This is a genomic window from Ruania alba (assembly GCF_900105765.1).
Taxonomy (GTDB): domain Bacteria; phylum Actinomycetota; class Actinomycetes; order Actinomycetales; family Beutenbergiaceae; genus Ruania; species Ruania alba.
The window spans coordinates 1,290,328-1,303,701 of sequence record NZ_FNTX01000001.1 but is presented as its reverse complement, the minus strand read 5'-3'; the positions used below and the strand labels follow the sequence as shown (position 1 = coordinate 1,303,701).

The following is a 13,374-nucleotide window of genomic DNA, read 5'->3' as shown; positions in this document are numbered from 1 at the left end:
CCCCGCCCCGAACCCCGCCGACACCACCCGTCGACGGGGCCACCGGCATGCTCAGATGCGCGCGGCGCTCGGCATCAACGTCGCTCCACCCGCCGATCGTGAGCAGACGCGTCACCGAGGACGTCGCCCAGCATGCGCGGTCGGCGCCGCGTCTCCAGAGTTCGGCGGGTTCCAGCCATCGAAGTCGGTGGAGACAACGACGGCTGGCCACACCGACGTGTGGCCAGCCGTGGTTGGAGGCTCAGCACACCCTCATGCGGGCGTGCCTATCGGCTAGCGCACGCTGGGCATCCGCCCCAGGTTCTGCTGATACATCCAGGCAGTCGCCAACACAACTAGCGGCACGGTGACAAGGGAGCCGATCCCGCAGGTGAGGCTCGCCACCATCCCTGCCACGATCGACAGCAGGATGAGAATGATGGTCTGTCCGGCGGTAGCGGTCGCCATCTTGATCGTGTTACCGATCGCTTCGAAGGTACTGTCCCGGCGGTCCACGAGGAAGTAGTTGGCGTAGATCGCGAAGAACATCACCACGAGGGGCCCCACGATCACGAACGAGGTGACAGCTGCCGCGAGCGAGATCAACAACGTCGCTAGCAGCACGTGGCCTGCGTTGGGGATTTTGAAGAAGTCCGCCACCGAGACCTGTTCACCCCGGACTACCTTGACGGCGGCGTTCGCCACGCCCGCCGCCGAGAAGACACTGACGAGTACGACGACGACGATGAACAGCAGGATCCCGAAGAAGCCTGCTCCGGTCAGCACGGCGATAGCCGCTTCGTCACCCATGCCTGCGCCAAAGACACCGATAGCGCTGAGCAGCGCGAACCAGAGCAACGTCACGGCCAGAATGATCGCGCCCCAAGCGAGCTGTCCGAGGACGAAGGTGCTCCAGTGCGCCTTGAACGCGTTCCATGCCCAGCCGAACGCATCCGTCGCCTGTGGTTCAGCAGCAACCGGCGCGTACTGGCCCAGCGGCTGGCCGTACGGGCCGGGCTGGGGCTGCTGACCATAACCACCCGGCTGCGGCTGGCCATACGGGCCCGGCCCCGGCTGGCCATAGGTACCGCCATGCGGCGGCTGCCCCGGTGCGGCCTGCACGGGCTGACCATACGGACCCGTCTGCTGGGGCGGCGGCTGCCCTGGTCCCGGCTGAACCGGCTGACCATACGGACCCGGCTGCGGCTGACCGTAGGCTCCGCCTTGCGGCGGCTGGCCGGACGCAGCGCCATAGGACGGAGGGTGAGCTGAACCCGGCTGTGTGGGCGGTCCGTACCCACCGCCGGGAGGAGGTGGCTGAGCCGGGACGGGACCTGGCTGCGGCGTGCCGTATGGAGCAGCCTGGGGAGGCGGCCCAGCGTGGGGCGGCTGGCCGGACGCAGCATCGTGCGGAGGTTGCTGCCCCGAACCACTCTGCTGGGCGGTTTCCGTCGGCTGCTCGGGCGGCTGAGGCTGCTCCGGTTTGGGAGACTCGTCTGGACCCTCCGGCCGCCACTGCTCGTGATCACTCATGACATCTCACTTTCTCCACCCGGACGGTATCCGCCCCTGAAGACGACGGCGGCGGCCCGTGGTGTCCCGAGCCGCCGCCATCCCACGTAACTTCGTCAGGCCTTCGGCGCGATCGGCTGACCGCTGAAGGAGCGGTAGGCGAACGCCGTGGCGACAGCAGCCATCGGCATCGTCACCAGGAGTCCCAGACCGCAGGGGATCGCCCGAGGATGTTGATCCCGAAAAGCGCCAGGATCAGCAGAATCGTCGATCCCGCGTTCTGCTGCACGAGCTGCGCGGATACCTTGAGCCCGTCCACCCAGGAGATGCCCCGGTCGACGATCGCCGACATCGTGAAGATCACGAACACCGAGGCGACCAGAACGACCAACGGACCCACGCCCGGGATCATGTTCACGATGCCGGAGGCGACACCCCACACGACGGCCCAGATCAGCGCATTCTGCATGTTCGGGACCTGGAAGATGTCCCCGAAACTCGGCTTGTTCCCGGCGGTCTCGCGCAGTGCCGCGTTCTGCGCCACGGCCTGAACGAACCCGAGCACCAGCGCGGCCAGAAGGCTAGCGATGAACCCCATCGCCGAGAACGACTGACTGGTCGCGAAGTCCATGCTGCCGCTGGACGCATCGAACGCAGCCTGCGCACTCGGATTGAGCAGGCTCACCAGCACGAAAACGACGACGACCAGAAGCGCGCCGACGATCCATACCAGCGGGTTCTGGAACACGGTCTTCCACGCGTACCCCAGCGCAGCACCCACGCCGAACGGCTGCGGGACACCGGCGCCGTAGCCGCCGTGACCGTACTGGCCCGGGTTCACACCCGGTGCCGGCGGCGGGCCACCGTAGCCCGGCCCCGGCTGCCCGTACTGTCCGGGCTGGCTCGGTCCCGGCGGCGGAGGCGCCTGGAACCCGCCCTGCTCCGGCGACGGAAATGCGCTCGGTGGCTGACCGGCCGCCCCGTAGGGTGGCGGCTGCTGACCCGGAGGAGGCGGCGGCGGAGTTGCGGGCTGCTGCGGGGTTCCGTACGGCTGCCCGTCGTGCGAGTCGTCTGCCGGACCCTGCGGCGGGCCCTGCTCCGGTGGTTGCTGGCTCATATCTCCTCAAGCTTCTGCGTCGGGGGCCGTCACAGTGACGGCGGGAACACGCTATCGGTTTCCTCGCTCCAGAGCCACGACCTGAGCGCCTGATACATCGGGGACTGCTCCCCATCGACGCCCGCTACGTCAGGCGCCGGACCACCGCATCGGCGAGCAACCGGCCCCGCAGCGTCAGGACAGCCCGCCCTTCCACGGCCGGCCCACGCTCGATCAGCCCGTCGCCGGCGAGCGCCGACAGCTGGTCCGCCAGCTCCGGGCCCACGTCCAGTCCCTCTGCGAGCCGCACACCGAGCAGGATCCGCTCGACCTCCCGGTCCTCGGCGCTCAACATCTCGCGCCCTGCCACCGGCAACCGGCCCGCCGCCAGCTGTGCCGCATACGGACGCGGGTGCTTGACGTTCCACCACCGTTGCCCGCCCACGTGCGAGTGCGCCCCCGGGCCGATCCCCCACCAGTCCGCCGACCGCCAGTAGGCGATGTTGTGCCGGCACCGGTCAGCCGGGGTCCGGGCGAAGTTGGAGATCTCGTACCAGTCGTACCCGGCACGCGCCAGCAGGGCCGCCGCCAACTCGTACTTGTCAGCCTCGTCGTCCGGGTCCGGCATCGGCAGCTCACCGCGCCGTACCTGGGCCGCCATCTTCGTCCCGTCCTCGACCACCAGGGCGTAGGCAGAGACGTGGTCGGGTTCGAGAGCCACGACCGCCTCGACCGACCGTTGCCACTGCTCCAGCGTCTCCCCGGGTGCCCCGTAGATGAGGTCCAGCGACACCGACAGACCCGCCTCGCGTGCCCACCGGACGACCTGGGGCACTCGTTCCGGGTCGTGCGTACGATCCAGGGTGGCGAGCACCTCTGGCACTGCGGACTGCATCCCGAACGACACCCGCGTGAAACCCGCCTCCGCCAAGGCCACCAGATCATCGGCATCCACCGAGTCCGGGTTCGCCTCGGTGGTCACCTCCACGTCCGGCGCCAGCCCCCACGTGGACTCCACCGCCGTCAGCATCGACGCGAGCTCACCGGGCGCCAGCAGGGTGGGCGTCCCACCACCGACGAAGACCGTGCGCACCTCCCGCCGCGGCACCCCCGCATCAGACAGGGCGTGAGCCGCCAGTTCGATCTCGCGCACCGCTGTGGCCGCGTAGTCGGACCGGCTCGCTCCCTCCCCCAGCTCATCGGAGGTGTAGGTGTTGAAGTCGCAGTATCCGCAGCGCACCCGGCAGAACGGCACGTGCAGGTAGATCCCGAAGTCTCGCCCGTCAGCACCGTCGGCGACCGACGGCGGAAGGAAACCCTCCACGGCCACCCCAGGGGCCGCCGTCGGGCTCATTTCTTGGATTCCTTGCCCCCTGCGCCATCCGAGGAGAGTGCGGCGATGAAGGCCTCCTGCGGCACGTCCACCCGGCCGATGGACTTCATCCGCTTCTTCCCCTCCTTCTGCTTCTCCAGGAGCTTGCGCTTACGAGAGATGTCACCGCCGTAGCACTTGGCGAGCACGTCCTTGCGGATCGCACGTACCGTCTCGCGGGCGATGATCCGCGACCCCACGGCCGCCTGGATCGGCACCTCGAACTGCTGACGGGGAATGAGTTCCTTCAGCTTGGCTGTCATCATCACGCCGTAGGAGTACGCCTTGTCCCGGTGCACGATCGCCGAGAACGCGTCCACCTGCTCGCCCTGCAGCAGGATGTCCACCTTCACCAGGTTCGCCTCCTGCTCGCCGGCCACGTCGTAGTTGAACGACGCAAACCCGCGGGTGCGTGACTTCAGCTGGTCGAAAAAGTCGAAGATGATCTCGGCCAGCGGCAGCGTGTACCGCAGCTCCACGCGGGACTCGGAGAGGTAGTCCATCCCCTCCATCGAACCGCGGCGGCTCTGCGCAAGCTCCATCACCGTGCCCACGAACTCCGACGGGGTCAGGATGGTCGCCTTCACGATCGGCTCACGCACCGACGAGATCTTCCCGGCGGGAAACTCGCTCGGGTTGGTCACCACGTGCTCGGTCCCGTCCTCCATGGTCACGTCATAGATCACGCTGGGGGCGGTGGAGATCAGGTCGAGGTTGTACTCACGCTCGAGCCGTTCGCGCACGATCTCCACGTGCAACAGCCCGAGGTAGCCCACCCGGAACCCGAACCCGAGCGCCACCGACGTCTCCGGCTCGTACACCAGGGCCGCGTCGTTGAGCTTGAACTTGTCCAGCGCGTCCCGCAGCACGGGGTAGTCGGAGCCGTCGATCGGATACAGCCCCGAATACACCATCGGCTGTGGTTCCTGGTACCCCTCGAGCGCCTGGTCCGCCGGCTTCTGCGCATTCGTCACCGTGTCCCCCACCTTGGACTGGCGCACATCCTTGACGCCGGTGATGAGATATCCCACCTCCCCCACACCGAGGCCCTTGGTGGGGTGCGGTTCGGGCACGGATGCGCCGATCTCGAGCAGCTCGTGGGTGGCACGCGTGCTCATCATGATGATCTTCTCGCGGGGTGAGAGAGAGCCGTCGATCACCCGCACGTAGGTGACCACGCCGCGGTAGGTGTCGTACACCGAATCGAAGATCATCGCCCGTGCCGGGGCGTCCGGATCCCCGACCGGGGCCGGGATCTGAGCCACGATCTGGTCCAGCAGCTCGGTCACCCCTTCGCCGGTCTTGCCGGAGACCCTCAGGCAGTCCTCCGGTTCTCCACCGATCAGGGCGGCGAGCTCCTCGGCGAAGCGCTCCGGCTGCGCGGCCGGAAGGTCGATCTTGTTCAGCACCGGGATGATCGCCAGGTCGTTCTCCAGCGCCAGGTACAGGTTCGCCAGGGTCTGCGCCTCGATCCCCTGCGCCGCGTCCACCAGCAGGATCGCACCCTCGCAGGCGGCCAACGAGCGGGAGACCTCATAGGAGAAGTCGACGTGCCCGGGGGTGTCGATCATGTTCAGGGCGTAGCCCTGCTCGCCGACTTGCCACGGCATCCGCACCGCTTGGGACTTGATCGTGATGCCCCGCTCACGCTCGATGTCCATCCGGTCCAGGTACTGGGCTCGCATCGTGCGGTCGTCGACCACCCCGGTCAGCTGCAGCATCCGGTCAGCGAGGGTGGACTTGCCGTGATCGATGTGCGCGATGATGCAGAAGTTGCGCAGCAGCTCCGGCGCGGTCGCGCTGGGCGTGATCTGAGTGGCGGCGGCCGGTGTCACGATGGGCACAGGAAGGTCAACCTCGATCAGAGTCGGTCGTGGACAGGATGGGCCCATGGTCCCACGCCACGGCCTGGTACCTGACATCAGGCGTGCTCGCGGGAGATGATGGCGTGGTGAGCGCACTAGACGAATCCATCGGAGCGTTCGCCCGCGGGATCGGGCGATTCCTACGCCTGCCCACCGGCGCCCTGCTCATCCTCGCGACGGCGGCCCTCACCCTGGCCACCGTGCTCGCCGTGGTGAACGCCCTCACTGCCGAACCGATGACAGTCGGTCATGTGGTGGTGCTGGCACTTCCAGTGCTGCTCGCTGCGCCCGTGGTCGCCTTCGCGATCCGCCGACGGCGGTGGTTGCGCCTGACCGAGACCTCCAGTGGGCCTGTGGTCAGTACCGAGGTGCTGGGCCCGGACGATCTCGCCGACCGGGTGGAGGAACAGATGCGGGGCCAGCCCGGCGCCGAGGACGTCCAGGTGGTGCTCGACGCGTTCACCGAGAGTCAGTTGCCCGCCGGTTACGGTGCCGGACGGATGGGCCGATGGCTCGGTTCGGGGCGCCTCGGCATCGTGGGCTATGCCTTCACCCGAGTGGAGAAGGCCCAGCGTGCCTTGCTGGTGGCCGCCGGCGGACCGATGCATGCTCCCTACCTGAAGGACGACCTGCGGATCAGCGGCCTGGCCCTGCTCGGCACCGTGCTGGTGGTCCCACTCGCCTCACTGCTGGCGATCATCCTGGCCCTGGTGCTGCTCACCGCCTGAGCCTCCTCACGCCTCCTGGGTGATGGTCACCTCGACCTGCTGGGTGGACTTCCCACCGCCCGCATACACCCCACGCATCGGAGTGACGTCCGGGTATTCGCGGCCCCGACCGACCAAAACGTGGTGCTCCTGCACCGGAATCAGGTTCGTCGGGTCGAAGCCGATCCACTCCCCGCACCAGTACTCCACCCAGGCGTGCGACTCCCCGTGACGGGGACCCCGATCTCGGCTCGGCTGGTCTGCGGGTGCAGATAGCCGGAGACGTACCTGGTGGGAATGTCCAAGCTGCGCAGGGCCCCCGCCACCAGGTGGGCCAGGTCTTGGCAGACGCCGTTGCGGGCGGCCCATGCCTCGGCTGCGCGGGTGTGCACCCCGGTCACGCCGGGCACGTACTCGACCTCCTCGCGTACCGCCGTGGCGACCGCCGGTGCCGCATCGACGGGCTCGAGATCTCCGGCCGCCGACCTGGCCAACTGGACCAGGTCCGTCGCCGGCTCGGTGGTCGGTGTGGTGGCCAGATACTCGCTCATCCGATCGCGCAGCTCAGGCGACCGGAGCGTGGTCCATCCCGCCGGGCTCGCCGACCGTACCGGCGCGGTCACCTCCACCCGTGACTCGGCCACCACCGCCAACTCGTCGTGCGCGCCGAGCATCTCGAACGCGGTGACCGATGCACCCCAGTAGTCGCGGTATTCCGAGCTGTAGGTGTATGGGGTGGCCTGCAGGCTCGCTTCCAGCACTGCCTGGCCGGGGAGCGTCGCGGGCCGCATCCGCACCTCGTTGTAGGACGCGGTGACCGTGCGGGCGTACTGGAACGCAGTGCGGTGCACGATGTGCAGTCGGCTCACAGTCGGTCTCCAATCCAGTCCTCGGCGACGTCCGAGGGAAAGTAACGCAGCCGGATCGCGTCGCTCGCCTCCGAGCAGCCCTCCTGGACGGCCACCATCTCGTCGGTGAGCGATCCCAGCAGACTCAGCAGGGGTTGATACTCCAGCCGCGAACGCACCCGGCCGAGCACCTTGCGGGCGTCCTCCTCGCCGAGACCGCGCCCGTCGATCGGGGCGAGCCGGCCCAGGCACCGTTCGGCCTGCTCCAGGGAGAACAGCACCGAGCGCGGGAACAGGCGGTCCAGCAGCAGGAACTCGGCTGCCAGTGCCTCCGAGTCCCGGCCCCGGTACGTGCGCAGGAACGCCTCGTGCGCACCGCACGAACGCAGCAGAGTGGTCCAGCCGGGTCCGCTGCCACCGGCGAGCGTGTGACTGGTGACCAGTCGGGCGGTCATGTCGGCACGTTCGATGCTGCGGCCGAGCAGGAAGAACTGCAGTGTGTCGTCCCGCCGGGTGGCGGCATCAGTGATCCCACCGACGATCGCCGCACGTTCGCGCACCCAGCCGAAGTACTCGTGCGGGCTGGAGGCGCGGATCCGGCCCGGCAGCGCGTTCCAGGACGAGTTCAGGCATTCCCACAGCTCGGAGGAGAGCACCTCCCGGGCCCGGCGGGCATTCTCTCGCGCCGCTGCGAGGGCCCCTGCGATGGAGCCCGGAGCGGTGCGATCGTAGGCCAGCATGTCCAGCACGGTGGTACGGGTGGCCTCAGTGTCCTCCGGTGGCGGTGGGGCACCCATCACGGCCAGGAGCTCCCGGCAGGCACCGTCCTCCTCCATCCACGGGTCCTCGAGGAGGTACTGCAGGTGGGCGTCGACGATCCGGGCGGTGTCGTCCGCGCGCTCGACGTATCGGCCGATCCAGAACAGGGACTCGGCGATGCGGCTCAGCATCCTGGCCTCCGGGCGGTGAATCGCCGGGTCGGCGGCTCGGTCGTGCCGGTGGCTCCGGCCTGTTGCTGCTGCTGGTTCTGCTCCCGGATCTCGGTATCGGTGGGGTTGGCGTCCTGGCGGACCCCGGCGGGCCCCGACGGCTCTGCGGTGTCGTCACGTGGCACCACGGCAGGGCGAGCACCGCGCCGGGACGCACCGAGCACCCAGGTGTCCTTGGACCCGCCACCCTGGGACGAGTTCACCACCAACTGTCCCTCGGCGAGGGCCACCCGGGTGAGCCCGCCGGGCAGCACCCAGACGTCGTCGCCGTCATTGACGGCGAACGGGCGCAGGTCGACGTGCCGGGGCCGCAGGGAGTCTCCGGCGAGAGTGGGCACAGTGGACAGTTGCACCACCGGCTGAGCGATCCAGCCCCGCGGGTCGGCCCGCAGCCGCGAGCGCGCCTGGTCCAGCTCGTCCCGGGAGGCTGCCGGGCCGATGATGATGCCCTTTCCTCCGGAACCGTCCACGGGTTTGACCACCAGCTCGTCCAACCGGTCCAGCACCTCGGTCAGCGAGTCCGGGTCCTCCAGCCGCCAGGTGTCCACGTTGTTCAGCAGGGGTTCCTCACCGAGGTAGTAGCGGATCAGGTCCGGCAGGTAGGTGTAGGTGAGCTTGTCGTCGGCCACCCCGTTGCCAATGGCATTGGCGATGGTCACCGAGCCGGCACGGGCCGCGCCGAGCAGCCCGGGGCACCCGAGCAGCGAGTCCGGCCGGAACACCACCGGATCGATGAAGTCGTCGTCCACGCGCCGGTAGATCACGTCGACACGGCGGCGCCCTTCGGTGGTGCGCATGTACACCTTGCCGCCGGCGCAGAACAGGTCCCGGCCTTCGACCAGTTCCACGCCCATCAGTCGGGCGAGCAGGGAGTGTTCGAAGTAGGCCGAGTTGTACACGCCCGGTGTGAGCACCACCACCACCGGCTCGTCCACACCCGAGGGTGCGGCGGCGTGCAACGCGTGCAGCAGGCGGCGCGGGTAGTCGGCCACCGGTCGGATCCGCATGCGGGCGAACAGCTCCGGGAAAGACTGCGCCATCGCGCGCCGGTTGGAGAGCACGTAGCTGACGCCGCTGGGCACCCGCACATTGTCCTCGAGCACCCGCCATCCGCCGGCCCCGTCGCGGATCACATCGATTCCGCCGACGTGCACCCGCACCCCGTTCGGGGGTTCGATCCCCCGCGCTGCCCGGGCGAAATGCCCGGACGAGACGATCAGAGCACGGGGCAGGACGCCGTCGGCGATCGCCTGCTGCGGACCGTACGCATCGGCGAGGAGTGCTTCCAGGGCACGCACCCGCTGCGCGATGCCCGGGGCGAGCACGTCCCACTCCTCCGCGGCAATCACCCGTGGCACCGAGTCCAACGGGAACGGCCGCTCCTCCCCGCCGACGTCGAAGGTGACCCCCTGCGCCAGGTAGGAGCGCGCCAGCGCATCGGCGCGTACCCGCAGCTCGTCGGCGTTCAGGCTGCCCATGGTGCGGTGCACATGCTGATACGGGCCCCGCACCTCGTGCCCGGGCTCGATCATCTCGTCCCAGGCCACGCCGTCGGGGTAACCGTCGAACAGATCTGCCATACCCCCGACGCTAGTGCCCCGATGTGTCGGGCGCGTGCCGAATGCGACCGCACCGCTAGCCTGGCTGCCATGAGCCTGCTGAGTCGTGCCGTTCGCGTGGTCGCCGACGTCGCCGTCGAGGCGATCCGTCACCAGAGCCGCCGGCGGCGCGGCGCATCCTCCGGCGCGCGGCCCGCACCGCGACAGGAGGGGGTGCACGAGTTCGACGGGCCGCTGCCCACGCTCGCATACGCGCCCCGCTCGGACGGCCGGCCCGACCCGGGCGAGGTGGTCTGGGCCTGGGTTCCTTACGACGAGAACAACGGCCAGGGAAAAGACCGGCCGGTGCTGATCATCGCCGAGCACGCCGGTGGTCTCCTCGGACTGCAGCTGACCTCCAAGGACCACGACCGGGACGCCGAGGATGAGGCACGCTGGGGCCGCTACTGGGTAGATGTGGGCAGCGGCGGCTGGGACTCGCAGCGGCGACCGTCGGAGGCGCGCCTCGATCGCGTGCTCTGGCTCGCCGACGATGCGGTACGTCGTGAGGGCGCCGCACTGGAGCGAGCCCGGTTCGACGACGTCGTCGCAGCGCTGCGTGACCACCGACACGGCGACTGATCTGCCGCACGGCTGCTAGAATCGGCCGCTGGACATCAGCGCGGGATCACCGATGCTCGCGCGATAGCCGCCCATCGACCCACCACAGGGCATCCCCACGCCCCGTCCCGCGGTCATGGGACGCCCTCTACGACGTCATCAATGAGAGTTTCGCGCAAGCGAACGCACGAGAGAGTCAACACGTGGCAAACATCAAGTCCCAGATCAAGCGGATCCGCACCAACGAGAAGGCTCGCCTTCGGAACAAGCGGTACCGTTCCGAGCTGAAGACCTACGTCCGCAAGGTGCGCGATGCCGTGGCCGCCGGTGAGAAGGAGACCGCCGACGCCGCGCTTCGTACCGCGACGCAGAAGCTGGACAAGGCGGTGAGCAAGGGCGTGATCCACAAGAACCAGGCCTCCAACCGCAAGTCGGCGCTGGCCAAGCAGGTCGCCTCGCTCTGAGCCGACCCGGCCATCACAGCAGGTGAACGGCGCTGCACCCGATCCGGGTGCAGCGCCGTTTCGCGTCCCGACGCCGCCGGATCAACGGACGGTGAGCGGCCGGGCCACGCCTTCGTAGTAGTCCACCAGCTGCTCGCACAGCGCGTGCCAGCTGCGCGGCAGGATGGCCCGACGGCCCGCCTCCCCCATCCGGGCCCGCATCCCCCGGTCCTGCACCAGGGTGCGGACTGCACCGTACAGAGCCGTGGCGTCGTGCGGGGCGACCAGGTATCCGGTTTCCCCCGCCTGCACCAGGTCCAGCGGTCCACCGACGGCGGGAGCCACCACGGGCAGTCCGGACGCCATCGCCTCCTGCAGGGTCTGCCCGAACGTCTCCGACGTGCCCGTGTGCACGAACACATCCAGCGCGGCATACGCCGCGGCGAGCTCGTTCCCTTCCATCCGGCCCAGCAGGACCGCGTCCGTGCCGTGCAGCGTCCGCTCGAGCGCGAGCCGGTCGGGGCCGTCACCGACCACCACCAGGCGGGCACCGCGCATGCGCGCGAGCGGCGCCAGCTCCGTCACGTTCTTCTCCGGCGCGAGTCGACCCACGTATCCGATCAGCGCCTCGCCATGTGGGCTGAGCCGTTCCCGCAGTTCGCGGCCGGCCGTGCTGGTGCGCCATCGGGGGTGGTAGAGCGCCGAGTCCACGCCACGGCCCCACCACATGGTGCGCTCGACCCCGGCCGCGGCCAGATCGTCCAACGAGGCGCGCGACGGCGCGAGGGTCAGATCTGCGAGCCCGTGCACGTGGCGAATCCACCGCCAGGCGGCGTGGTGGGTCAGGGAGAGGCCGTAGGACCTCGTGTACCGCGCCACGTCGGTCTGGAACACGGCCACCGACCCGATGCCCTGACGGCGCGCCAGCGCCAGGGCTTGGGCGCCGATCCCGAACGGGGCCGCGGCATGCAGGACGTCCGGCTGGAAGTCCAGCACCGCCTTCGTCAGCCGCCGGCTCGGGACCGCTGCACGGAAGCCCCGGTAGTCCAGCGCGGGAACCGGATGCACCGGGAAACCCGCGTATTCACGTGGCGCGGGGCCCGGACAGACCACGATCGCCTCGTGCCCGCCGGCGCGCAGGTGGTCGAGCACCCGCAACACGGAGGTCGTCACGCCGTTGAGGCTGGGAAGGAACGATTCGGTCACCACAGCGACTCGCACACGCGCCATTCTTGTGACGGCGTGTGAACGCAGCGCAGCGGGGGTCCGACTCTCTGGTGAACCTTCGGGAGCCGCAGCAGGCTCCTCCTGGCATCATCCTTCGCGTGCGGTGATCACGCGGAGCACGGCACGTTCGACGGCGAAGCGGGCGTCCCGCCCTTCACCCTTGACCTGAGCATCGGCATCGGCGACGGCGGTGATCGCCGCGGCCAGCCCGTCCGGGCCCCAACCGCGTAGGTCCCGGCGCGCCCGGTCGATCTGCCACGGCGCCATGCCCAGGTCCGCGGCTGTTCCGCGGCCACGGGCGGCAGCCACCTTCGCCAAGGTGCGTAGCTTCATCGCGAGAACGGCGACCAGCGGAACAGGATCCACACCGGTCTCCAGGGCGTGCCGAAGCAACGTGATTGCCTCGGTGCGCTCCCCCGCCACGGCGGCATCGGCCACCCGGAACCCGGTGGCCTCCACCCGGCCGCCGTAGTAGCGCTCCACGACGTCCGGGGTGATGGTGCCGGAAGTGTCGGCGATGAGCTGGGAGCAGCCGGCGGCCAGCTCACGCAGATCGGACCCGAGTGCTTCCACCAGAGACTGGACAGCCGGTCGGGTCGCGCGGCGTTCAGCGGAGCTGAACTCCGCTGCAGCGAAGTCCACCTTGTCCGAGTCTCGCTTGATCACCTCACAGGTGACCACCGGGTAGCCGGCCTTGGCGATCGCGTCGAGGAGCTTCTTGCCGCGGGTGCCCTTCTCGTGGCGGATCACCATGGTCACGTCGCTCACCGTCTGACCGGCGGAGGCCACATAACTGAGCGCGTCCTCGACGAAGGCGTCCGAGGCAGCTTCTGCGCCGGATACGACGAGGTGGCGGTGCTCGCCGAACAATGACGGGCTGGTCAGCATGTCCAGCTGACCGCGGTCATACACCCCGGCTTCGATCTGGGTGACCTCGGCCTCTGGGTCGTGCTCGCGGACGAGCGCCGCGACACGGGCGACGGCCCGATCGACGAGGAGTCCTTCGCCGCCGCGCACCAGCACGATCGGTGCAAGCGGGACGTCGCGCCAGGATGGGCCGGCGGCAGGGCGGGAACGACGAGCAGGAGGCACGTGCACAGCCTGCCATCACCTGCCCACATCGGGTAATGCGTGCCCGGGATCGGGGCGGGAAGCACGGTGGCTGCCCGCCCCGACC

Annotated in this window: 13 protein-coding genes; 3 read left to right on the top strand and 10 right to left on the bottom strand. The window is 69.2% G+C overall.

The window, feature by feature from the left end; genetic code table 11:
• Nucleotides 1–273: 273 nt before the first annotated feature.
• The 4 genes from BLU77_RS06050 to lepA all read right to left on the bottom strand — a co-directional run bounded on the left by BLU77_RS06050 (nucleotide 274) and on the right by lepA (nucleotide 5,803).
• Nucleotides 274–1,101, bottom strand: a complete 828-nt coding sequence (locus tag BLU77_RS06050; RefSeq protein ID WP_089772129.1) for a hypothetical protein — start codon at nucleotides 1,099–1,101, stop codon at nucleotides 274–276.
• A gap of 583 nt (nucleotides 1,102–1,684) precedes the next feature.
• Nucleotides 1,685–2,608 (bottom strand): hypothetical protein, encoded by a 924-nt coding sequence (locus tag BLU77_RS06045; protein WP_139177635.1) that lies wholly within the window; start codon nucleotides 2,606–2,608, stop codon nucleotides 1,685–1,687.
• Between the two features lie 124 nt (nucleotides 2,609–2,732).
• Nucleotides 2,733–3,941: a radical SAM family heme chaperone HemW gene (hemW, locus tag BLU77_RS06040; protein ID WP_089772127.1), complete on the bottom strand. Its 1,209-nt coding sequence runs from the start codon at nucleotides 3,939–3,941 to the stop codon at nucleotides 2,733–2,735.
• Nucleotides 3,938–5,803 carry a translation elongation factor 4 gene (gene lepA, locus BLU77_RS06035; protein ID WP_281242054.1) on the bottom strand — a complete coding sequence of 622 codons (1,866 nt, stop codon included), beginning with the start codon at nucleotides 5,801–5,803 and terminating at the stop codon, nucleotides 3,938–3,940. The genes hemW and lepA overlap by 4 nt, the downstream gene beginning before the upstream one ends.
• A 107-nt stretch (nucleotides 5,804–5,910) precedes the next feature.
• Here lepA and BLU77_RS06030 point away from each other — a divergent pair, with 107 nt between their 5' ends.
• Nucleotides 5,911–6,552: a hypothetical protein gene (locus BLU77_RS06030; protein ID WP_139177633.1), complete on the top strand. Its 642-nt coding sequence runs from the start codon at nucleotides 5,911–5,913 to the stop codon at nucleotides 6,550–6,552.
• Nucleotides 6,553–6,558: 6 nt separating this feature from the next.
• Here BLU77_RS06030 and BLU77_RS23060 read toward each other — a convergent pair whose 3' ends face one another.
• From BLU77_RS23060 to BLU77_RS06015, 4 genes are read right to left on the bottom strand one after another with little or no spacing between them, the layout of a single operon-like run.
• Nucleotides 6,559–6,687 carry a hypothetical protein gene (locus BLU77_RS23060; protein ID WP_342741454.1) on the bottom strand — a complete coding sequence of 43 codons (129 nt, stop codon included), beginning with the start codon at nucleotides 6,685–6,687 and terminating at the stop codon, nucleotides 6,559–6,561.
• A gap of 5 nt (nucleotides 6,688–6,692) precedes the next feature.
• Entirely contained in the window at nucleotides 6,693–7,400 is a 708-nt protein-coding gene (locus BLU77_RS06025; protein WP_342741453.1) for a transglutaminase family protein, read from the bottom strand.
• The gene (locus tag BLU77_RS06020) at nucleotides 7,397–8,329 is read right to left on the bottom strand and encodes an alpha-E domain-containing protein (RefSeq protein WP_089772124.1); all 933 of its coding nucleotides are present in this window, start codon (nucleotides 8,327–8,329) and stop codon (nucleotides 7,397–7,399) included. The genes BLU77_RS06025 and BLU77_RS06020 overlap by 4 nt, the downstream gene beginning before the upstream one ends.
• The gene (locus BLU77_RS06015; RefSeq protein WP_089773017.1) at nucleotides 8,323–9,948 is read right to left on the bottom strand and encodes a circularly permuted type 2 ATP-grasp protein; all 1,626 of its coding nucleotides are present in this window, start codon (nucleotides 9,946–9,948) and stop codon (nucleotides 8,323–8,325) included. The genes BLU77_RS06020 and BLU77_RS06015 overlap by 7 nt, the downstream gene beginning before the upstream one ends.
• 69 nt (nucleotides 9,949–10,017) lie before the next feature.
• Between BLU77_RS06015 and BLU77_RS06010 the strand changes: the two genes are divergently transcribed.
• Both BLU77_RS06010 and rpsT read left to right on the top strand, forming a co-directional pair.
• Entirely contained in the window at nucleotides 10,018–10,548 is a 531-nt protein-coding gene (locus BLU77_RS06010; protein WP_175476957.1) for a type II toxin-antitoxin system PemK/MazF family toxin, read from the top strand.
• 182 nt (nucleotides 10,549–10,730) lie between these two features.
• Nucleotides 10,731–10,991 carry a 30S ribosomal protein S20 gene (rpsT, locus tag BLU77_RS06005; protein WP_089772123.1) on the top strand — a complete coding sequence of 87 codons (261 nt, stop codon included), beginning with the start codon at nucleotides 10,731–10,733 and terminating at the stop codon, nucleotides 10,989–10,991.
• Between the two features lie 81 nt (nucleotides 10,992–11,072).
• Here rpsT and BLU77_RS06000 read toward each other — a convergent pair whose 3' ends face one another.
• Both BLU77_RS06000 and holA read right to left on the bottom strand, forming a co-directional pair.
• Nucleotides 11,073–12,143, bottom strand: a complete 1,071-nt coding sequence (locus tag BLU77_RS06000; RefSeq protein WP_245708689.1) for a glycosyltransferase family 4 protein — start codon at nucleotides 12,141–12,143, stop codon at nucleotides 11,073–11,075.
• 141 nt (nucleotides 12,144–12,284) lie between these two features.
• Entirely contained in the window at nucleotides 12,285–13,289 is a 1,005-nt protein-coding gene (holA, locus tag BLU77_RS05995) for a DNA polymerase III subunit delta (protein ID WP_089773016.1), read from the bottom strand.
• Nucleotides 13,290–13,374: the final 85 nt, after the last annotated feature.

Bases quoted from the DNA above. Each gene is read 5' to 3' on its own strand.
- BLU77_RS06045 (WP_139177635.1), bottom strand. From the start codon at position 2,608: ATGAGCCAGCAACCACCGGAGCAGGGCCCGCCGCAGGGTCCGGCAGAC.
- hemW (WP_089772127.1), bottom strand. From the start codon at position 3,941: ATGAGCCCGACGGCGGCCCCTGGGGTGGCCGTGGAGGGTTTCCTTCCG.
- BLU77_RS06020 (WP_089772124.1), bottom strand. From the start codon at position 8,329: ATGCTGAGCCGCATCGCCGAGTCCCTGTTCTGGATCGGCCGATACGTC.
- BLU77_RS06015 (WP_089773017.1), bottom strand. From the start codon at position 9,948: ATGGCAGATCTGTTCGACGGTTACCCCGACGGCGTGGCCTGGGACGAG.
- BLU77_RS06010 (WP_175476957.1), top strand. From the start codon at position 10,018: ATGAGCCTGCTGAGTCGTGCCGTTCGCGTGGTCGCCGACGTCGCCGTC.